The 20,263-nt window shown below is 55.0% G+C and carries 23 protein-coding genes and 1 pseudogene; 6 read left to right on the forward strand and 18 right to left on the reverse strand.

The window, feature by feature from the left end; translation table 11 throughout:
* Positions 1-31: 31 nt before the first annotated feature.
* Complete coding sequence (gene umuC, locus AM329_RS15900) at positions 32-1,303, reverse strand: translesion error-prone DNA polymerase V subunit UmuC (RefSeq protein ID WP_029591133.1); 1,272 nt, start codon at positions 1,301-1,303, stop codon at positions 32-34.
* A gap of 2 nt (positions 1,304-1,305) precedes the next feature.
* On the reverse strand, positions 1,306-1,743 hold the full coding sequence (umuD, locus tag AM329_RS15905) for a translesion error-prone DNA polymerase V autoproteolytic subunit (RefSeq protein ID WP_044596307.1): 438 nt from the start codon (positions 1,741-1,743) through the stop codon (positions 1,306-1,308).
* 278 nt (positions 1,744-2,021) lie between these two features.
* Here umuD and AM329_RS15910 point away from each other — a divergent pair, with 278 nt between their 5' ends.
* Positions 2,022-2,423, forward strand: coding sequence for a hypothetical protein (locus AM329_RS15910; RefSeq protein WP_004115509.1), 402 nt, complete (start codon positions 2,022-2,024; stop codon positions 2,421-2,423).
* A 24-nt stretch (positions 2,424-2,447) separates the two neighbouring features.
* Here the strand turns inward: AM329_RS15910 and AM329_RS15915 are convergent, their stop codons facing one another.
* The 5 genes and pseudogenes from AM329_RS15915 to AM329_RS15935 all read right to left on the reverse strand — a co-directional run bounded on the left by AM329_RS15915 (position 2,448) and on the right by AM329_RS15935 (position 7,184).
* Positions 2,448-3,971: a conjugal transfer protein TraG N-terminal domain-containing protein gene (locus AM329_RS15915; protein ID WP_029593071.1), complete on the reverse strand. Its 1,524-nt coding sequence runs from the start codon at positions 3,969-3,971 to the stop codon at positions 2,448-2,450.
* Between the two features lie 2 nt (positions 3,972-3,973).
* Positions 3,974-4,312 carry a hypothetical protein gene (locus AM329_RS15920; RefSeq protein WP_004115513.1) on the reverse strand — a complete coding sequence of 113 codons (339 nt, stop codon included), beginning with the start codon at positions 4,310-4,312 and terminating at the stop codon, positions 3,974-3,976.
* Between the two features lie 10 nt (positions 4,313-4,322).
* Positions 4,323-5,797: pseudogene (locus AM329_RS15925) on the reverse strand (integrating conjugative element protein).
* Positions 5,797-6,789: a TIGR03756 family integrating conjugative element protein gene (locus tag AM329_RS15930; protein ID WP_032608305.1), complete on the reverse strand. Its 993-nt coding sequence runs from the start codon at positions 6,787-6,789 to the stop codon at positions 5,797-5,799. Before AM329_RS15930 ends, AM329_RS15925 begins: the two are co-directional and overlap by 1 nt.
* Positions 6,786-7,184, reverse strand: a complete 399-nt coding sequence (locus AM329_RS15935; protein ID WP_032608304.1) for a TIGR03757 family integrating conjugative element protein — start codon at positions 7,182-7,184, stop codon at positions 6,786-6,788. The genes AM329_RS15930 and AM329_RS15935 overlap by 4 nt, the downstream gene beginning before the upstream one ends.
* A gap of 208 nt (positions 7,185-7,392) precedes the next feature.
* Here AM329_RS15935 and AM329_RS15940 point away from each other — a divergent pair, with 208 nt between their 5' ends.
* From AM329_RS15940 to AM329_RS15960, 4 genes are all read left to right on the forward strand, one after another.
* Complete coding sequence (locus AM329_RS15940) at positions 7,393-8,247, forward strand: FRG domain-containing protein (protein WP_071886161.1); 855 nt, start codon at positions 7,393-7,395, stop codon at positions 8,245-8,247.
* A gap of 33 nt (positions 8,248-8,280) precedes the next feature.
* Positions 8,281-9,401 (forward strand): IS3-like element ISSen4 family transposase gene (locus tag AM329_RS15950; protein WP_087744867.1). Its coding sequence is split into 2 segments (ribosomal slippage): positions 8,281-8,539 and positions 8,539-9,401, totalling 1,122 coding nucleotides; the frame shifts between segments, so codons are not numbered across the junction.
* Between the two features lie 248 nt (positions 9,402-9,649).
* On the forward strand, positions 9,650-9,943 hold the full coding sequence (locus AM329_RS15955) for a hypothetical protein (protein WP_127341290.1): 294 nt from the start codon (positions 9,650-9,652) through the stop codon (positions 9,941-9,943).
* A gap of 209 nt (positions 9,944-10,152) precedes the next feature.
* Positions 10,153-11,097 (forward strand): Abi family protein, encoded by a 945-nt coding sequence (locus AM329_RS15960; protein WP_032608300.1) that lies wholly within the window; start codon positions 10,153-10,155, stop codon positions 11,095-11,097.
* 84 nt (positions 11,098-11,181) lie between these two features.
* On the opposite strand, the gene AM329_RS15965 is transcribed toward AM329_RS15960, so the two are convergent.
* From AM329_RS15965 to AM329_RS16015, 11 genes are read right to left on the reverse strand one after another with little or no spacing between them, the layout of a single operon-like run.
* The gene (locus AM329_RS15965) at positions 11,182-11,559 is read right to left on the reverse strand and encodes a hypothetical protein (RefSeq protein WP_032608299.1); all 378 of its coding nucleotides are present in this window, start codon (positions 11,557-11,559) and stop codon (positions 11,182-11,184) included.
* A complete protein-coding gene (locus AM329_RS15970; RefSeq protein ID WP_032608298.1) occupies positions 11,556-14,414 on the reverse strand; it encodes a conjugative transfer ATPase in 2,859 nt (952 codons plus the stop codon). The genes AM329_RS15965 and AM329_RS15970 overlap by 4 nt, the downstream gene beginning before the upstream one ends.
* A complete protein-coding gene (locus AM329_RS15975; RefSeq protein ID WP_032608297.1) occupies positions 14,414-14,824 on the reverse strand; it encodes a TIGR03751 family conjugal transfer lipoprotein in 411 nt (136 codons plus the stop codon). Before AM329_RS15975 ends, AM329_RS15970 begins: the two co-directional genes overlap by 1 nt.
* Positions 14,824-15,192 carry a hypothetical protein gene (locus AM329_RS15980; protein WP_016151320.1) on the reverse strand — a complete coding sequence of 123 codons (369 nt, stop codon included), beginning with the start codon at positions 15,190-15,192 and terminating at the stop codon, positions 14,824-14,826. The genes AM329_RS15975 and AM329_RS15980 overlap by 1 nt, the downstream gene beginning before the upstream one ends.
* A 10-nt stretch (positions 15,193-15,202) precedes the next feature.
* A complete protein-coding gene (locus AM329_RS15985; protein WP_032608294.1) occupies positions 15,203-16,705 on the reverse strand; it encodes a TIGR03752 family integrating conjugative element protein in 1,503 nt (500 codons plus the stop codon).
* Positions 16,695-17,645, reverse strand: coding sequence for a TIGR03749 family integrating conjugative element protein (locus tag AM329_RS15990; RefSeq protein ID WP_006785972.1), 951 nt, complete (start codon positions 17,643-17,645; stop codon positions 16,695-16,697). The genes AM329_RS15985 and AM329_RS15990 overlap by 11 nt, the downstream gene beginning before the upstream one ends.
* On the reverse strand, positions 17,645-18,304 hold the full coding sequence (locus AM329_RS15995) for a PFL_4703 family integrating conjugative element protein (RefSeq protein ID WP_004115533.1): 660 nt from the start codon (positions 18,302-18,304) through the stop codon (positions 17,645-17,647). The genes AM329_RS15990 and AM329_RS15995 overlap by 1 nt, the downstream gene beginning before the upstream one ends.
* Positions 18,301-18,657 (reverse strand): TIGR03750 family conjugal transfer protein, encoded by a 357-nt coding sequence (locus AM329_RS16000; RefSeq protein WP_004115534.1) that lies wholly within the window; start codon positions 18,655-18,657, stop codon positions 18,301-18,303. The genes AM329_RS15995 and AM329_RS16000 overlap by 4 nt, the downstream gene beginning before the upstream one ends.
* Before the next feature lie 12 nt (positions 18,658-18,669).
* Complete coding sequence (locus AM329_RS16005; RefSeq protein ID WP_006785968.1) at positions 18,670-19,056, reverse strand: TIGR03745 family integrating conjugative element membrane protein; 387 nt, start codon at positions 19,054-19,056, stop codon at positions 18,670-18,672.
* 35 nt (positions 19,057-19,091) lie between these two features.
* A complete protein-coding gene (locus tag AM329_RS16010) occupies positions 19,092-19,334 on the reverse strand; it encodes a TIGR03758 family integrating conjugative element protein (protein WP_003029734.1) in 243 nt (80 codons plus the stop codon).
* Positions 19,334-19,681, reverse strand: coding sequence for an RAQPRD family integrative conjugative element protein (locus AM329_RS16015; RefSeq protein ID WP_032608292.1), 348 nt, complete (start codon positions 19,679-19,681; stop codon positions 19,334-19,336). The genes AM329_RS16010 and AM329_RS16015 overlap by 1 nt, the downstream gene beginning before the upstream one ends.
* Positions 19,682-19,865: 184 nt before the next feature.
* Here AM329_RS16015 and AM329_RS16020 point away from each other — a divergent pair, with 184 nt between their 5' ends.
* Positions 19,866-20,213: an FxLYD domain-containing protein gene (locus AM329_RS16020; RefSeq protein WP_032610154.1), complete on the forward strand. Its 348-nt coding sequence runs from the start codon at positions 19,866-19,868 to the stop codon at positions 20,211-20,213.
* The last annotated feature ends 50 nt before the right edge of the window (positions 20,214-20,263 follow it).

Below are 20,263 nucleotides of genomic sequence, written 5' to 3' on the forward strand. Positions count from 1 at the left end.
GTGCGGTTTCGAGCAAATATAAAAAAGATGATTACCTTACTCTGACAATATCATCCAATCTGGTTGTAAAAGCGGGCGAAAGTCTTTCTCTTCGCATCTTCCAGCCTGTGGCATCACTTTTAATGCCCTGCCCTGCAAACCAGACTGAACCCTTACCAGAGCTGTTAATGCTGTCTATGAGTGTCATTAATTCATCGCTATTACGATGAGGCTGAAGGTCATCGAACAGGGTAAGTTGTGATACTGCCGCGCTGCGAAAATCGGTGAGAATTACACCTGCGCGTTGATAACGATGCCCCGGGATGAATATTGTTTCAAGAGCTCTTACAGCCGCCTTGATGATATCCCGGGAATCACGGGCCGGAACAGCAAGCTCCGTTACAGCCTGATTTTTATAGAACGATTCATTCTCTGCAAAGGGACTGGTACTGATGAATACCGCTACTCGTTTACAAAACTGGTGCTCTGCGCGTAACTTTTCTGCTGCACGTTCGGCATGAGCGCAGACGGCCTGATGGATGCTGAATTCATCTGTAGGTTTTTCTCCAAAGGAGCGGGAGCATATGATTTGCTCCTTTGGAGCTGTAAACTCTTCAAGGCCCAGGCAGGGCGTGCCGTTGAGTTCTCTTACTGTTCGTTCAACAACCACTGAAAATTGCTTACGAATAAATGAAGGAGACAGCTCAGACAGCTGGAGTGCATTGTTAATCCCCATCAACTGCAATTTTTTACCGAGCCGACGGCCAATACCCCAGACCTCTTCGACTGGCACCAAGGCCATTAACTTTCGCTGTCGCCCTATATTGCTCAGGTCAACTACTCCTCGCGTAGCTGGCCAGCGTTTACTTGCATATTGGGCCAGTTTAGCCAGAGTTTTCGTTGGGCCTATCCCCACCCCCACGGTAAGGTGTGTCCTGCGCCTGATCTGCTCACGTATCTGATGGCCAAAAACCTCAAGTGATAAAAGACCACTTACTCCCGTAAGATCGCAAAAGGCTTCATCAATACTGTATATTTCTACGCGGGGAGCTAACATCTGCAAAATAGTCATCACTCTGTCAGACATGTCAGCATAAAGGCTGTAATTACTGGAAAAGGCAACAACGCCTCTTCTTTCCGCCTCGCGGCCAACCTTGAACCAAGGGTCACCCATTTTTAGCCCAAGTGACTTCGCAGCTGCTGAACGGGCTATTATGCATCCATCATTATTGGATAGTACAACCACAGGTTTGCCACGGAGGTCTGGCCTGAAAACGGTTTCGCATGAAGCATAAAAAGAATTCACATCGACCAGCGCAAACATGCTCAGGCATCCCGGAATTTGAAGGAGTGAACGAGATGACGTACCACACCAAAGACCACTGTTTCTATATCCTCAGTAAGGGGGATTGAAGAATAAGCTGGATTAGCCGGGACCAGAGCTGGTGATGGCAATAGCTGAAGCCTCTTACAGGTAAACTCCCCATCTACGGCTGCAATGACAATGTCACCGTGCTTTGCCTCACGAATACACTCCACTATTAGTAAATCACCGTCTTTAATCCCGGCATTAAGCATCGAATCCCCCTCTGCTCGCACCAGATAGGTACTTTCCGGATAGCGGATGCAAAGGTCATCGAGGGAAAGACGTTTTTCGACATAATCCTGTGCTGGAGAAGGGAAACCACATGAAACCCCATCAACAAACAACGGAACGCATGCCAGTGATGGATTGCTACCTGTAAGTCTGGAGATAGCCGCCATCATCAAAACCGGTGTGTTTGCTGAATTTTTCTGCGAACTTTTATCCCAACACATCGTCTGTTCTAAAGGAATTGGCATAACTCGCCCCTCAAATTATACTGTATATAAACACAGTATAGTGATGCTTTTTTAATGATGACAAGTCGTAACGCATTGAAAAAATTAACCCGATGATATTAGAGAATTTATTAGTAACTCTGAGTACTGAAGCAGTAATTAGTAATTGCTCAAAAAATCCGCTATAGTCCCTTTAGAACTCACCTAATTCGGAGGGGGAGATGTATCAGTCTCAAGAAAAACGCGCCTGGGAACGTGGTGTTCGTCTCGCTGCAATATGGAAGGGTATCAAAAAAATTTTTACACGTTTAGATCAGCGCTGCGTCATACTGGCTAAACAATACAAACTGCCGAAGTGGTTAGGCCACATACCGCTGCTTTTAGCTGTCCTTTGTTCGTTAGTTGCACTTATAGCAGGCGGTTTCTTGATAAGCTGCAGCGCAGTTTTATTATGGACTTTTATTGCTGCCATAACACATATAGGATCTAGCTCTAAAGATGCTTCAATAAATAGTTTTAATGAAAAGAAAGATGAAAATAATTTTCATGATGAATTTGTAATGAATAGCGCCATCAATAATGAATATGATGGCGCTCCTTACAAATCCCCGAGTGAAGATTAGGCCCAATTAACTCGGCCAGTAAAACTACCCTTTGGTTGCTTTACTGCCGATAGCATTACCAGCAGCTTCTCCAAGTTTCCCGCCTGTATTCTGAGCAGTTTCAGTACCCTTTTGAAAGGCAGCGCTAACAGCGACACCCACGCTGGCCCCTGCCCACGAAAGAGCTCCCAGCCAAACGGCAGGCAGTACAATAAACATCGCTCCCATCACCAGATTCATAATGAGGTCATCTGAGCTGTTCTGCAGTCCCGCCATATTGAAGCGGCTGTGTGTATCCGAACTGTACAACGCGGTTAACAGCCAGCTGTCGAGCCAGCGCGCCAGTTCCCACCAGAACGTCAGGAAGTTCAGGGCGAATATTACAAAGGTCAGCGTAATAACGGTCTTGAACTCGTAAGCCGCAAACGCCAGAATCAGCGGCAGCATGACATATATTGCCATCAGCAGGATAGCCTGCACCATTGGCAGCGCCTGTCGCATCGCATCGAACGCCGGGAATGCCGCCAGACTGCCGAGAGATGTCCCGCCAATAGCCGCCACGCGTGCCGCTGCATTATCCAGGGTAAAATCGGCGTTGCCGCCATAGCCGGCATACACATGGCCACTCTGTGAGACCGTCAGGCTCTCCGGGCTGACCAGGCGCCGTATGACAGCTTCCTGATAGTCACTGTCGTTAAAGCCTGACATTTTCATGGCGGCCGAGATACGCAGCCACATATCCGGGTCAGCCTGGTCCTTCACGCGGGCTTTCAGACCGGTATCCGCACTGCTCCACCATTCGCTGCAGGTGGGATAGCCTCCTCTTCCGGTATTGGGTCGACCGCTGTCCCGGCTGTCAGACCATGGGAACGCAGCCCGGGGCAGTTTGGACTGCAACGAAGGATAATACCGGCTCAGGAATGTACTGCTGCCAATCCATTCGATATCACGCAGCGTGGTTTTGTCCTTTGTCTGGCCCTGATCCTGTTGCTTCCACAGATACAACGCAACCGAATAGCAGTCGTTGGTGAAGTCCTGCAGCTCCTGCGCCAGCGCTTTGTTGTCGATACGCGTATGCTGCACTTCAAAGCGGATCTGGCGCATGTCAGGGCGGCAGGGAATGGTCGCCACGGCCGCCTGGGTTACCCCTTTTGAGAGTTTATGAATCAGCACCCACCATACCGGTGCTGCAGCCGTCTGGTCGTTGAGACTGGTGACCACGCCGGCATAGCCGCTTTCATCCGGCGCTTTGGGCGTCCACACACCACAGCTCTTTGCCCGGGTTGTGTCGTACTGCATCGTACTGAGGCTGACATTAATCAGCGGTACGCAGCAGGCAATCATCACCAGGAAGCCGGCATACAGCGCGTTCTCGATACGGGGCAGCGACAGCATCCCCTTGTTGCCTTCATCCTCCCCCTCTTCACGGACCCTGAGCCAGATACCCACCACCTTAAACGCCAGCGGAAGGACAAAAAGGCCGGTGCTCAGCAGGACATTCCACAGACCGTTATTGATCACCCAGCCGAGCAGCGTGAGAAAATACTCAAGATAGCTGTTTGTCGTCATCTTCAGACTCCCGGACCGGTAAACATCGCGTACTCACACAACGCGATAAAAAGCACACTGACCACGCTGATGCGCAGCAGCGGCCGCCGGTATGCCTCCCGGAAGCCCGGCGCATGCCGGATTTTCCAGAGGCCCCACGCAACCAGCGCATATAGCGCCAGTCGCCACATCAGCCAGCCGTAACGCGTCGACTGCATCCAGCTCCGGAATGCAGCAGCTTCAGTCGGATGTTTCATGGCGGTGTCAGCCATCATCAGTGAGACCACCATGAACAGCGCCATGCAGGCGAGGAAGATGCCGGCACGGGTCAGGACTTTCCTGACAGTCGTTTTATTACGCATCCTTATTCCCTCATTCAGCCGACTGCGGCGCTGCCATCTGGTTGAAGCGACTGTCGGTATTGTCATCTGACTGGGTCTGCGGGTTGGTTTCGACGCGCTGATTCTCCCTGTCGATAATGGTCAGCACTGAATTACGTGACAGTTCACGCTTCATCTCCATCTCGTTTTTCAGCGCCGCGATTTCCCGATCCAGCGCCTCGATACGCTGACCGGCGGTATCAATGGCCTTTGGCTGGGCAGCGGCATTCGGCTCCGACATACCGGTAACCATCATGCGACGCATCAGCAGCGCCGTTTCCACCGTGTCAGACATGGCCAGCTCGCCGGCAAGACGGGCGGTCAGGGCCGCGTTATCCGGATCACGCTGCAGGGCTTTAATCACGCCGGCCGTCACCGGCAGTCCGCCGGTTTTCAGCTTAGCCAGATTCGCGGCCGTGGGCTTTTCCGTACCGTTGACGAGCCTGACCAGCTGCTCAGCGTTGGCTTTAGTTGCCTCTTCCAGCAGTGGGGCAAAGCCGGTGCCGGCAACGGTCGTACCGGGCTGGTCATCCGCATCACCGCTGGTACATTCGCTCGCGTTGGCACAGGTGCGCATCGAGCGATCGCCCAGTACCTTCACGGTCATGGCCGCCGCCTCTTCAGCACTGCCGAATTTAGAGCATGCGCCACCGTTACAGCTGCTTTCGCCGACAGTCGAATTAGCGGTGACAGGTAAACCGTTCATCATGTTGTAGCCGGCAGCGACAAGGTCATGGGTGACACGGATGGCGGGCTGCCCCGCCCCCCACGTTTCTGACCACCAATCCAGTTGTTGCCCGACGTGCCGGTGACTTTCCGCCCCGCCTCATCTGCACGAACCGCGTCAGTATCTCCGCTGTTCACAACAGACTTGTATTCATCCATCATGGCCTGCTGCGTCCAGTTACTGCTGTCGCTGAAGTCCATCATCTTTTTCGCCATGTTCTGGCAGTTAAGCTGCGCCTTGTCGAATGACACATTGGCCTGAAGAACGCCGTTGGTGAGCATGTCGTACAGACCGGGGTTGGCCCGCTGAATGACCATCGCCGGCAGACTGGCCACCGCGCCGGTGGCCCCCTGAATCACGTCGCCCATCAGGTTTTTAAAGCCGGATGTGACGCCGTTGAGCTGGTTGCCGACGGTGGTTTTCAGGTCGAAATTGCCGCACATCAGGTCACTGCTCCAGCCAGTATTCAGCCCCAGCTTCTGCATATTGCCGCGCGTGGCCGGCTGGGAAATGACCGACCCGCCCCCGAGGGTGTAGAACAGTTTGTCCGACACCGCACCATCGACGGACTTGCCGTAACCGATGGCGCTGTTGTTCACCTGCGGCAGGGACATGCCCAGGATGGTATTGTCATCATCGGCCGCGTGCGCGGCCGGGAGAACGGTCAGCAGGGAGCCGGTCAGCAGCAGGCTTACGCGAACGGCTGAAAATGAAGGTGTTTTTTTCACGGTTTTCCTCATCAGATATCTGTGCTGCCCAGAAATTTCTGCCCGCGCTTTTTGCAGCAGCTGTAGGGCTGCCAGAGCGCAAAGGCTTCGTTGTTATCGCTCGCGGCGGTATAGCTCCCGTCCGGGAATACGGCACATGACTGTGTCATGTGGGGAGCCAGCCGCTGCCATTTGTGATTGCGCGTGCCGGTGTTTTCCGTGACCTCGCCCGGTGGCCAGTACCCGTCATGGCGGTTGCCCCGGAGCACCTGATAAACATGGGGCTGCCCGGCGCGGGTGATAATGTCTGCCACACGCTGCGCCACCACGGCAGAGGCTTTGTCATCATCGGTCTGGCTGATAAACCCCGAACGGGGATAGATGTTGCCCCACATGTTGGCTGCTGCCTGACTGCCGATTTCCCGCTGGCCGGGTACAAGCGCTTCCGGATACAGGGATTCCGGTACGCCCGTGCGCCAGGCCGCCGAATCCAGCGTACTCAGGAAGTAAGGCATTAACGGGGTGGCTGCGGTATCACAGGAATAGCCCGGAATACTGCCGCCAATCAGGGAGGTGGCCGGGTGGCCAATCGCATCGGCATACTTGAAACGCACGGCGGACTTGCGCTGGCCGGGATTTTTCATGTCGGCCGGATTGGCTCCTCCGGCAGAAACACCGGAAAGCCCGCGGGTCACGGCACTCTCCAGCCCGCCGGCGGTCTGGCTGACAAACGCCATTTCCTGCCACGGGTTGCCGCCCGGCGCGACATAGGTTGAAACGACTGCCTGAGGAATAAAGTGGGTGACTTTGACCGACGTGCGCACCTTGCAGCCAAAGGGGGTGCAGAACAGCCAGTAACAGATGCCACTGACACGCCAGCTGATACAGTTTTGCGACACGGCGCTGGCAATAATCTGCGCCGTGTTAAGTGCTGCAACAGCAGCTGGCGCGGTTGCCGTACCCAGTAAAGTGGCAACCGCCAGCGAGCACACCGTGGTTCTGATGCGGGAAGGTGTTGTATTCACTGACCACCTCCCCGGTTACGCAGGGATGTGGCCACGGCCACATCCGTGGTGCCGTACACCACATCGCGGTCATCAAACACCACGGCCGGCACTTTTTTAATGCCCAGTTCCCAGGCCCGGACCACCTGGCGATAGGAATCGTTTAGTTGCAGCTGTTTTTGTTGCCAGGCAGGAGACGTCATAGCCTGCCTGACCTGTGCCTCGGCCTGCTGCGGGTCTGCAGGCAATTCCCCGAACATGTCGGCCTGCAGCCGGTCAGGACCATCAAGAAGAACCACCGGCACGTCCGGCGGCAGATTTGCCGGCAGATGCTGACTGTCGGTGAAGACGGCCGTGCCGGCCAGTACGGATGCCGGCAGCAGAGCCGGCAGGAAAACAAGAGAGGTCAGTTTCATGAATCGGAACTCCGTCAGACTGAATCGTCTGACAGCGTGCCCGCAACGGCTCAGAAAGGCCGCAATAAATTGATAACGCAGTTCTAATAATTTAGAGGTTAGCTACAGCTAAGTTTTAGGAAGTTAGTTAAAGTTATTATTTCAAAGCGATGATTAATTAGGAAGTGGGTGTTTTTTAGCCCGCTTTAGATTCGAAAGGAGAAAAAGTTTGGAACTATACACAGCCAACTCTCTGAATGAACTAGAGAATATACTTTCCAAGCATGGTACTGATGTCTTATTCCGTGGTCAAAATACTAGATACGGAGATCCAGGGTTGCCTTCGGTCAAAACTTCTTTTGACCGACATGGATGTATACCTAGTGAAATGCTCAAGTGGAGTCGTTACGCAAAAAATGTTCTTAGCACGACTATCGGGCATCACGTTAACGACTTTAAATTTATACAGGCACTCCTCCAACATTATGGTTGGCGCTCTTTTTATATTGATTGCTCGTCGAACGCAGCTGTTGGGGCGTGGTTCGCCAGCCATCAGTATGATCAACAGCATACATTAGAAATGAGTGAAGACTTTGCAGAGCGACCCGTCTGGTTACGAAAGCTAAAGGCGCGATATACTCATAGCGAGGGTGTGGGTTATCTTTATATCCTAGATAAGAAAGCAGCAGAACAGGTTGGTTTAGTCGATTTAGCTTCTTTAAAGTTAGAGGGTTTCCATCCCAGGATGGAGGCTCAGGCGGCATGGTTAGTGGGACCTCTACAGCAAACTGATCTCCCTCAAAATTGTTTTCTCTCTGAAATTAAATGCAGTAGTGAGATTTTGCGTAAGTACTCTTCAAAGAATGGCTTTGATACAACAAGTGACCTTTTCCCTCCTATAACGGACGATCCTATTCTAAGGATGTTACTCGGATTACCTTGGAGAGAATTAGCTGACGTAAAAGATAAATCATTCCCCATCCCTGCGTTTCATAGGGCCCTTGAATTACCAGAGTATCATGAGAGCTATGTTAAGATTGCATGGCTGACCTGCTCCCCGTTGATTAGTACACCCCGATGTTAGTAATGTCTTCATAAGCCACATGAGGACATCCCCATGAAGAAGCGTTTTTCCGACGAACAGATCATCAGTATTCTCCGCGAAGCCGAAGCTGGGGTACCCGCCCGTGAACTCTGCCGCAAGCATGCCATTTCCGATGCCACGTTTTACACCTGGCGTAAGAAGTATGGCGGTATGGAGGTGCCTGAAGTTAAGCGCCTGAAGTCGCTTGAGGAAGAGAACACCAGACTCAAGAAGCTGCTTGCCGAAGCCATGCTGGATAAAGAGGCGCTTCAGGTGGCTCTTGGGCGAAAGTACTGACGACAGACCAGAAGCGGGAAGCCGTGATGTTGATGTGTGATGCGACCGGTCTGTCGCAACGTCGTGCCTGCAGGCTTACAGGTTTATCCCTGTCGACCTGCCGCTATGAGGCTCACCGTCCGGCTGCTGATGCGCATTTATCAGGGCGCATCACTGAGCTGGCACTGGAGCGCAGGCGTTTTGGCTACCGTCGTATTTGGCAGTTGCTGCGCCGTGAAGGGCTTCATGTTAATCATAAGCGCGTGTACCGGCTTTATCACCTCAGTGGCCTGGGCGTAAAACGCAGAAGACGTCGTAAAGGGCTGGCAACAGAACGTCTGCCGCTGCTCCGTCCGGCGGCGCCCAATCTGACCTGGTCGATGGATTTCGTCATGGACGCACTTTCCACCGGTCGCAGGATCAAGTGTCTTACCTGCGTCGATGATTTCACAAAGGAATGCCTGACGGTCACTGTTGCCTTTGGGATTTCAGGCGTTCAGGTCACGCGTATTCTGGACAGCATTGCACTGTTTCGAGGCTATCCGGCGACGATAAGAACTGACCTGGGGCCGGAGTTCACTTGCCGTGCACTGGATCAATGGGCCTTTGAGCATGGTGTTGAGTTGCGCTTAATCCAGCCGGGCAAGCCAACGCAGAACGGATTTATTGAGAGCTTTAACGGACGATTTCGCGATGAATGTTTGAATGAGCACTGGTTCAGCGATATCGTTCATGCCAGGAAAATTATTAATGACTGGCGGCAGGATTATAACGAATGCCGCCCGCACTCCACGCTGAATTATCAGACACCGTCTGAATTTGCAGCGGGCTGGAGAAAGGGTCATTCTGAGAATGAAGATTCCGACGTTACTAACTGAGTGTTGTATCTAATCGTGGGGGCAGGTCATGGCCTCAAGCTGCATTTTTTCGGGGTACCAAAATATCACAAACCTTTAATTCAATTGATGGCGACCCTAACGGCTGTGTCATAATTAACGTACCTGAGGAGGCTCTATATGGTGAGTCTGATGAAAACGCTACATTACACTTTTCTAGAATTGAAGATCTGATAAATATTAAAGGTTCAGTTGCATTCGAGATAGACGATCTTATCCAACACGTAAATATGGGACACTTATCTCTTTATCAAAAAGGAATTGGTGTTATATCCCGTGGTGCCAATTTATTTGAGGTAAGCGAACTTATGGTTGAACATCCAGGTATGGATATGACCCGAGTTGGGTTTGTTAGAGGATGGTTTTACCGAAAGGATGAAAATGGTTTATGGGCAAGGGAACAGCATACAATGGAGTGTGGTTGTGGGGATTCAAGAGTCCACAAAGCGCACATCTCAGCACTTCAAATCATAGAAATTTACTTGCAAGAGCAAACTAACATTGTTGGTGAGCTGAAAATATAGCCAAGTTCAGATGCGAAAAACCCCAGCAGAGCCGGGGTCTTTCAATACTTTTGCCTAATGTGCTTTCACTAGAACCCATGAAACATGGGGGAAGATTCGACACTGGCTAACGTTGTGCTTATAGATTAGCTTATGATGACGGAGTCGTCAACTAGCTTGTGAAGCATGAAAAATGCCCAGTAATAATGGCTAAAGCATCAGGAGATACTATGCCTAAAAGCATACAGGATTATACGCCAATCCTTTCCTTGCTCTCAACGGCAAGGCTAGGGGCTGTTCAAGGTACTTTCAACGTCCAGCCCGGATTAGAAACGTATGGGTTTAGCCTCTGGCTACAGAATGCAGCAGCTTCCCTGTACCCCTTAATGCAACAACTTGAATTGGTTTTGAGAAACTCAATTGATAAAGCGGCCAGGCAGCGATTCCAAGATAAGTGGTGGGATAAGATTAAATATGACACTACAAAAGATAATCACAGCAAGTTTATAAACTGCATTAGAGAGGCGGAATCCACTCTCAAAAAAAGATGGAAAGAAAAAGAAGCTGCGCGTCTAGGACTGGCTAGCTCAAACTTGGTAACCACACAACCTCCGGCATTTGATCATGATGATATTATCGCCACAACAACATTCTCAACATGGGAGTCAGTCCTGTTAGAGGCACTTCATACAGATGATAATTCTGAAAAAAATGATTATCTTTGGCCCCTTTCTCTTTCAAAAGCCTTCAGGCGATTAAATTTAATCGATAACAAACCTATTGAAGCACGCCGCAAACTAATTAACATGCTAAAAGAAATTCGTGATTATAGAAACAGACTTTTTCATCATGATTGCATCTGGATAAAATCTAAAACAGTCGACGCTCAAACGGCCATCGAGTCAATAAGGGAAAAAATTAACCTTATAGAAAAAATAATAAGAGCGATAAGCCCGATAACTTGCAACGCGTTAAACGCATGGGGAATGTTTGAAAATGCCCGACGCATATGCTCAACGTCCGAATTAGCTATATATACGAATCTCGATTATGAAACTATTAAGGACGAAGATCTAAAGGTACTAAACAAGATATTTGAGCGGACAAATGGTGGAAGATCATCTGTACCGATGTACGTAGGTGATAACTCGTGTGTTTTCTATAAAATAAGATGATAAAAAAACCGGCCCCAGCGGCCGGTATCAAAAAAGCATTAAGTAATTTTTATTATCATGCCCCTGGTGAAGGCAAGTCTGGAGTTACACTTCAAGCCCGTTAATCCACAGCATCAGATACACCAAGTCGGCCGAATCCGGCACCGTGATATACCAGCGGGGATGCGCATACTCCTCTTCCTGCGGCCAGCTTGTCTGCCCCGTCACGGTGATAAGGATGTTCACCGCCTGCTTCAGCTTTCCCTCAAGATAGATGGCCACGCTGCTGCTGAGTCCCACCCGGTGCGGGTGACACGTCATTTTGACCGGCCCGGTCAGGCGCTGCCTGAGCATCGCCCGCAGCCTCACAAGGTGCTGATGTGTCGCCGGGAGCACGCCGGGCTCCCCCTGAGGCGACAGTGTGAATAGCGCACCGCCACTGTGCTCATAAATGGCGGGTTCAGGGTACTTCAGTGTCATCATACCGTGGCAGGCTCCTGTTGTTTTTCCGTCAGACCGCGCAGACGGTCCAGATTCTGCGCGACGCGTTTTGCCGCCTCCAGTTCGCTGCAGTGAAATTCATTCATCAGCGCCCGGCGTTCGGCTTTCTCTTCTTTTTCCGTCATGCCCAGTGCCAGGAAGAGACTGGGCGGCACGGCACGAAACAGCGCTTCGATCCGTTTCGCCAGCACCACGCCTTCCGTATAACACCCCGACAGTTTACTGGCGGAAAGCAGCACCGATTCCTGCTCCGGCGTGAGCGCGCGGAAACGGCTGATATCTTTGACCTCCTCCGGGGGCATGGTCAGACAAATCCACCATTCCGCCATGTTCAGCATTTTTTCGGCAATATCCGGGTAGTCCTTAAGGTTCTGGGTGGCCAGCCACAGCCAGGCACCGAGCTTACGCCACATCTTGACCACCTTCGTCATGTAGGGCGACAGCAGCGGGTTGACCGTCACGATATGCGCCTCATCCACCGTGAAGACAATATCCCGGCCCAGGAACTGGTCACGCTCCGCGATGTTATTAATCATGTTGGTCATCGAGACCATGGTCAGGGCCATCTGCGCCTCGTAGCCCTCCCGCGCCAGATGCCCCAGGTCGACCAGCGTCACGTCCGCTTCCGGCCACAGCTCCCCTTCGCGGTTGAACAGCTCCGCTTCAAAGCTCCCGGCCTGGGTAAACATGCCCAGGGATTCCGCCATTTCCGCCGCTTTCGCCTTGCGCTGGGCATTGCGGACATTGATGACGCCCTCATCGTTGTCAGAGGCAATGTCATACAGCGCCTGCTGCAGGTCAGACGGCAGCATCTGCCGCCCTTCCTTATACGTGGCATGCGCCGCCATCAGCAGCGCCTCACGTATCATCGCCCTGTCGGCACGCTTAAGGTCAGCCTCTTCTTTCGGGTCGCCGCCGGTGATCATCATGCGCGCGGAGATTTCCATTTCACCGAGAACGTCACGCTTGTCATCCTCGCCATCGTCGTCCGTGTCGATATCAGGCAGGTCGCTCTCATCCACGGCCTGGGCGGCCAGGCCTTCTTCCACCAGTTTGTGAGCATCAGCAAACGGCGGCAGACTGACGCCGCTTCCGGGTTTGACGCTGATTTTATTCACCGTCAGCCCGAGGCTGTCAAAGAAGTCGGCCAGCAGGCCGAACGAGTTGCCGGCCTCCGCAATAAACAGCCGCGGACGGTGGACGGCCATCAGCTGGGAGAGCGCGGCACACAGCGTGGCCGACTTGCCCGCCCCGGTCGGGCCGAACAACAGCAGATGCGCGTTCTGGGTGCGGTCGAGCTTGTTGAGCGGATCGAATGTAAGGGTATCCCCGCCGCGGTTGAAAAAGCTGAAGCCGGGATGCCCCGTGCCGGTTTCCCGCCCGGTTACCGGCAAAAGTCCTGCCAGGTGCTGAACCCATGTCAGACGGGTATACCAGTGTTTTTTGTCGCTGTCCGGGTTAAAGCACATCGGCAGCGCCCGCAGCCAGCTGTTCAGCGGACCTTCTTCAAACTCCGGCCGTACCGGCTGCAGACCGGCCCCTAGCAATACGGTGGACAGCTCCAGCCGCTTGCGCTTCAGGCTGGTCATGTCGTCGCCGCGCAGCAGGAAGGTGATCCCCGCCCGGTACAGCTTGTGCCGGTTGCCCAGATACTCTTTGACCGTCTTCACATCCTGGCGGACGCGGCCCGACTCGGTATTCTCACCGACCGCATTTTTCGACAGCCGGTTAAACTGCTCTTCAAGCCGGTCCTGGGGCTGTACCACCACGGTCATGCACACCATGGTCCCTTCCGGAAACATATCCATCAGGGCATTAATTTTCTTTTCACCCCGGCTTTTCTCGCCGGTCAGGGTGCCCGGCTCCGGCGGTGTACGCAGTTTTTCCACCGCCACCGCGCAGTGCGGCTTGTTGTCAATCCACCACACGCCATTTTCCGGGTCTGAAACCGGCGGCGTGAACCACAGGGTTTCGGCAAAATCATTGCTGACCGGCACGGTGCCTTCAGGTGTCTCCCGCGGGTCTGCGTAAGCAGCCTGCCGATAGAGCGTGGTTTTCTCCACCCAGTCCGGTGACGGATTGAACAGCCGCAGCAGCCAGCCATGCACCTGCAGGCCGTTCTGCCGGGTGCAGCGGATCCCCGCCCCGCCCAGGGCATTAACGACCCGGTCGCACACCTGATTGAGCATCGCCACCGGCGGCATCGGATCCCGGCTTTTACCAAGCCAGCGATAAACAACCATCCGGGTGCGGCGCTGCTGCCCGCGCCACGGCTGGCCGGTAATCAGCGAGTCAGTAAAAAGTCCCTCAGGCCGGGAGATACTGCGGATATGGCGCTCCATTTCACCCAGCCAGGCGTCGGTAAACGCCGTGCGCTGTGCATGTGGTTTGACATACCCGCGCAGCCTGTCCAGGTACGCGTCAGTGTCGTCCTCGTCCTGGCAGAAGAACTGCACGACCCAGGGATTCACGTCATGTTCATCAAAGCTGTCCTGAAGTGCATCCTCAACCGAGTCCCGGATCTGCTCCAGGCGCTCTTCGGTTCGCCCTTCGGTCGCCACCGGTGTCACATCATAAACGGCCCCCACCGACACGCCGTCATCGAGCAGGAGACACTGCTCTTCATCGAGAAATTCTGCCCAGGGCAAAAAGTCAATGATGGACGGACTGGCGTGATAAACCTTCTCCTCATCCTGGCGCGTCATTTTCCCGGGGCGCTTCAGGGGTTGCCGGCCCTTCACGGCTGCGGTCAGGGTTTCATCTGCCTGAACGGACTGGCCGTCATCAACCGGCGTCTGCCGGTCGGTGGATTTAGTACGCGTAAACAGTGAAAGCATTACAGGGCCTCCGTACGCTCGCCAGGCATGGCATACTGCGTCTGGCTGTAGAACGGGAACACGGTGCTGTAACCCGGCACCGGCGTGTTACCGTCTGCCAGATGGGGATACAGGTACATCACCATGTCGGGGTTGGGCAGCCGGGGAAACTGCTGGGTGATTTCGCTTTCCTGAGTACGGCTGTAGCTGCGGTCGGCCTGCGCGTCCGCCTGCGTTTCGCTGCCCGTCAGCGGGCGTCGCAGCGTGTCGCGGGCCGCCGCAGACTGGCGGGAAGTACTGCCGCCGCCATCCGCCCCGTTCCACAGTTCAAGCATGGAGTTATCGCCCGCCGGCAGCATTTCCTCTTTGGAGGTTGAGCAGCCGCTGAGCATTACACAGCTCAGGGCCAGAATGAAAACCGTTCTGTACATTACCGGTATCTCCTTTGTGAGGCGGCCGGATCGTAACCGCCGCAGATAAAAACGAACGCACTGACATTCAGCAGGTGCCCCAGCTCCCGTAATGTCATACGCGGGCAGTAAAGCCGGCGCGGGATTTTCGGGCTGCGCCACGAAACGGCACACTCCCGGGCACTGAGCGGCAGGGAGAACCTGCCGATATCCAGTAAAAGCTGGCCATCGCGCCAGCGCAGTAAAGGTGCGCCGGCAGGCAACAGCGCTACGGGTCGCAGCAACAGAACCGCAGAAGACGCAGGGATCACGTCAATATGCCAGCCTGCCCCGTCGCTGAACGTCCAGCACACGGATGAAAGAGGGAAAAACGTTATCTGTCCCGCCATGGCCGTGTACTCAGTCCAGTCCGCCGTTGTCACTGACGCCACCCGGCAGGGTGAAGTCGTAGCGCACCTTACGGCCCTTATCTTCATAATCAATGGCCAGCTGACGGGTGATATGCACGGCGAGACGGGCACCGGGCGGCACATAAATGGCATCAAACGTCATCCCGTAACGCTGTTTGATCCAGTCGGTGGTTTCAGACATGCCGCCGGAAATGGCTTTCCCCAGCGCCGCCTGTCCGGCGTCGCCGGTCATGGTGGCGGAAATGCCATTCACGTTGTTCTGCGTGGTGTACTGTCCCTGGCTCATCGCTTCACCGGCCGCACCGGCAGCCGACAGGCCAAAGATGGTGGGCAGGTAGGTGGAGGCGTTGGACTTACGTTCGCCGCCAATGCACGGGATCCCGTTTTCATCCGAGATCCAGCCGATACCGCCACTGGTGCCGGTATCCTGTTTAGCCTGAGCGTTATTATTTTGCCCGCCGGCGTTGTTACTGGTGTCGGGTCTGGGGAGGGTGCGCACCGTACCGTCGGAAAAAACAAAGGTGACGCTGTTAACCTGCCCGCGCACGCAGGACAGCGTCCAGTCGCCGCTGGCCGTCCCCGAAACAATCGCCCCTTCGACGTCCGGTAACTCGATGCCGTTCGCCGTCAGGTTATCCTTACCGATAAGCACCTTGAACGGATAAGGATCGGTCACGGTGCCGTTGATGGGCACCCGGCCAAGCAGTGCCGTCATGGCGCGGCTGCCGACCAGCGTGGAATTTTCCGGTAGCGTGTAAACCGGCTCGGCGCTCTCTTCCGCCCCTTTTTCATTCGTACGGCCCTTCACTTTCTCCTCATAGGCCGCTTTCTGGCGGGTCAGCTCATTTTCACCCAGAAAAGAAGTCGGGAACTGAGGTGATGCCTTGCCGCTGGCCGCATCCCGCGGGTCCGTCTCTTTCTGGTCCGTCGGCGCGACCCACATCATGCCGTCGCTGCCCTGAGAAGCGCTCCCCCCGGTGCTGCTGCCCATGCCGTCCAGGCCCAGCCCCAGCGGGATATCGCTGTCCGCCGTTTTTTTCTCGGTGTCAGGCTTTTTGAGTTTGTCGGTCAGCTCCTGGATTTTCGCCGTCAGGCTCAGTTGTTCGTTCTGAAGCTGCGCCTGCCGCTTGTCGTACTGCTCGCGCAGACCATTAACGGCCTCATTCACCTGTCCTGAAACGTCCTGATTGCGTCGGCGCAACCGCTCGTTTTCTTTCACCAAATCCGCGTTCTGCTTATCCAGCGTTTTCTGGCGGTCACGCACATCGTTCAGCCGGCCGATAAGCGTGCGCAGGGTGTCCTCCGGCGTGTCGCCTTCCACACCCAGCGCCTTCAGTTCATCCGGCGAGAGATTATGCAGGGGGCCGCCGCTTTGTTTTGCCTGAGATTGTTCTGCCGGTTCGTTTTTGCAGCTTTTGAGCCCCACGGCCAGCCCGGCAATCACCACGGCCGGCACGATAATTTTCACCAGGGCATTAGATTTAATCTGCATGGCGGGCCTCCTGTTTTACCGTGCGGGTCGCTTTACGCAGTGCAGACGGCTCAGCAATGAATGCGCTCTCCGGACGACCGGCGGTCACCACATACACCGTGGTGGTGTCTTCAGGCGTGCCGGCCGGACCGACCCAGCGGTGCTGGAAGGTGGCGGACACAAACTGTCCCTGCAGCGAGCGTGGATCCAGAACGACCTTACGGCTGCCGGTGTTCGTGAGCCTGAGTGCCACCACGCTGCGGTTTGCCACACCCCAGCCAGCCAGCGGCGTGACCGTTAATGGTTCAGAGGGATACAGCGTGCTGACACGTCGGGGCAGATGAGGATTGACCGGATGAATACCCGGGACCGCCTCGACCGTACGTGCCGGAGCATAAAGGCTCTGAGCGGCATAGCGGGTCAGCAGCACCGGGATGGGGGCGCTGTAGCGGATTTTTTTACGCTTTGCCTGAGTACCATCATCGCTGCCGGTGGGAGCAGATGAGCCTGATCCGGAAGCAGCCCGGTCTGCACCACCTGGCTGACCGGCCGCATCGCCGGCGTGACTCAGCGTGCTGACATCACCGCTGTAGACCAGCCGCACCGGCTCAGTCGGCCCTTTTTCACCGGCGGCGATATCAAACAGCAGAACCTCGCCGCTTTCCACATCCTGCAGCTGCACCCGCGTCTGCGGAAAGGCGCTGTCGGCTTTCAGGTAGACGGCTCCCCCGGTGCTCTGCACCCGGAGTTTACCGTTAAGCGCCGGCGGAAAACCGACGCGGACGTTTTTGTCCACAAAGACCACCCGCTCCTGCCCCACCTTCAGGGGGATCTGCAGCGGAATACGCTCCCATTTCATCAGCTCATCTGCGCCGGCAGGACGTGATACCAGCATTGCCAGGGGCAGCAGGGCGAAGGACAGCGCCATCAGCCCGGCGCGGTAGTGGGGGTTTTTACTCATCACTGAAACACTCCTGACTTCTCCGGTTTAGGTGCAGGCGGTGCCGCCTCCAGACGCTGGGGCACACCGGCATAACAGTCCAGCGCCAGCCCGAACGGGTTGCGCTCCGCATCACCTTCCCAGCGCACCACTTTAAGCGGGTAACGTACCAGGGCGCGTTTGACCGGCTCGGCATGGAAATATTCGTCGGCCACCACGTCCAGGCGGGCAATCCAGTGATCGCGATCCTGTACGGTCACGCTCTGTGACTGGTAACCGCGACCGGGCACTTCATACACCACGCGCACGCGGTCGGTGAGCTCCCCGGCGTCACCGCGTTTCTTTGCATCCGCTTTCAGGAAATCCTGACAGGACGGCGTCAGATACGGCGACAGCGCATTGATTTTGGCGGAATAATCCACCTCGCCGTTTTTCGGCCAGGCATTGAGCTGCTGAAAAATGTAGAACGCAAAGGAGTAGACCGTCGGGGGTGGCACTTCCCACCAGGGCCGCGTGCTGCCGGTACGTAAATCCGGCGGGTTATGCACGGTCAGCTTGCTGGGCGCCAGCATCCAGCCGGCACAGGTGAATAAAAGGAAAAAGGCGAGCACGGCGCAGGCGATGCGCAGCGTCTGAATATGTTGGTCGCGGTCTTTTACCGCATGGCGAAAACGGCTCATGAGGCTCTCCTGTTACGTTTCACTGACCAGCCCCGGGCATCCACTATCAGTTTCGGATTGCCCATCCCCAGCCGGCGTTTTTTCGTCTCCAGTCGCTGCCAGAGCCAGTTCTCAGGCTTACCGCGCTTGAGCCTGGCCATCCAGCGGCCGCCGAACCAGACGAGCAGCAGCGGCATGACCAGCAGGCCGGTGGGAACAACAACCCAGCCGGCAAGCGGGATAAACGGCAGTGACAGGAGCAGACCCGCACCCGCGCCGGCAAGGGCTGCCAGCCCCATCTCATGGGTGGTAAACCCGCGAAACACCACGGGCTCACTGTTGAGACGGTCAGGTAAAAAACGAATGGTCTGCATCGTCGCAGGCTCCTACAACAGAATGTCGGCAGACTTGCCGAGCAGCCAGATAACGGCAACCAGCAGCACCACACCCACCACCACAATGGCCCCGAATTTGGTCCAGGTGGCTTTCTCATTGCGGACTTCGGTGAAGGTGTGCAGGGCGGCAATGGCAACGTTGATAAAGGCAACGGCCGCCACGACCAGCCCCCCGATAACAATGCCGTCCTGCAGGTAGCCCTTGATTTGTCCGGACAGCCCGCTTCCGCCTCCGGATTCAGGCGCTTCAACGCTTGGCAAGTCCGCAAAGGCCGGTTTGCAGGTGAGCCAGCCCAGGAGGGCAAGCGTACCGGCGCGGGTCAGCGTACGACTGGCGAGACGGCGCAGGCGGGCAACAACAGACTCAGAATGGTGCATGGAATTCATCTCCTGACTTAACGTTCATAATCGGGTTAACTGGCAAACATCCAGATACACACAAGCAACAGCAGCACGGTGCGGACGGCAAAACGCCCCAGGGCCGCGTCCCGCACTTTGGTGTTACTCCAGCCGGTCCAGACATCCGACAGCGCCCACGCGGCCCATAAAAAAAGAAATGCCAGCAGTGCCCCGATGCAGAGCAGATGAAGGATGTTCACATCAAGACTGCCGGAGCCGGCTTTAAACGCGTTCGTTTGTTCGGATGTCATGGGCATCAGGGCCGCTCCCGCCGGTAATTACCGGCCACATAAGACGGGTCACGCGGTTGCGCGCGGGAGGGCTCCAGATAGCGGTCAATGCCGCTGCGGATGGTGTTGAGATCGGATGTGGCCTGACGGTAATCAAAGAAAAAGCGGCCACGGTCAGCCGGGTCGGCCTGTGCAGCCGCCACGCGGGCCCGTTCAAGCGACGCCTGAACCTGGTCCAGCTGACGCTGAACAGACGCAAGCTCGTCTTTCTCGGATGCCTGTGCAGCAGCTGATGCCAGAAAGGTCAGCAATACCAGGCCAGTGATGCCCGGGACACGACGGTTGCGCCGCATGGCCGGACGATGTGAGTTCATACGCACCTCCAGAAGGATTAAGGGGTGCGGACAGGATGCGGAAGAGGGAGCGTCGGGTCAGCGATAAACCCTAAACAGGAATTTCAAAATTAATTGCAGGTCTGTGCCGGTGGCAGGTTTAGCTGTAAATAAAGGTTCATTGTGATATTAAGAAAACTCAACGGTAAACAGAGGGAAAATGAAAATGATGAAGACTGTTCTGAAGGCCACGTTAATCACTGCACTGATTACCGGCCCTGTTCTTGCGGCCGACGGTAATGGCAAAGTCCAACTTTCAGACCTGCATTTCGCCACAGCAGCAAATGGTTTGCAGCAAATTGAAGGCACGGGAACAAACGTGTCAGGTGGGCCTGTGAAGACTGTAATTGTCAAATTCAACTTGCTTCAGAATGGGGCAGTAATAGGAAATACGGCAGCGATGGCTGAAAATCTGGAGCCGGGTCAGCAATGGAAGCTACAGGCCCCCTACGACAGCATAACCAACAAGCCAGACAGCTTCAAAGTGACAGAACTGACGGTATTTAATAACTGACACTGACGCGCCAGTAACGGTCGTTTCATGGCTTGTCTGCTGACGGCAGG

The organism is Enterobacter cloacae complex sp. AR_0002 (assembly GCF_001922365.1).
GTDB classification, from domain to species: Bacteria; Pseudomonadota; Gammaproteobacteria; order Enterobacterales; family Enterobacteriaceae; genus Enterobacter; species Enterobacter hormaechei_C.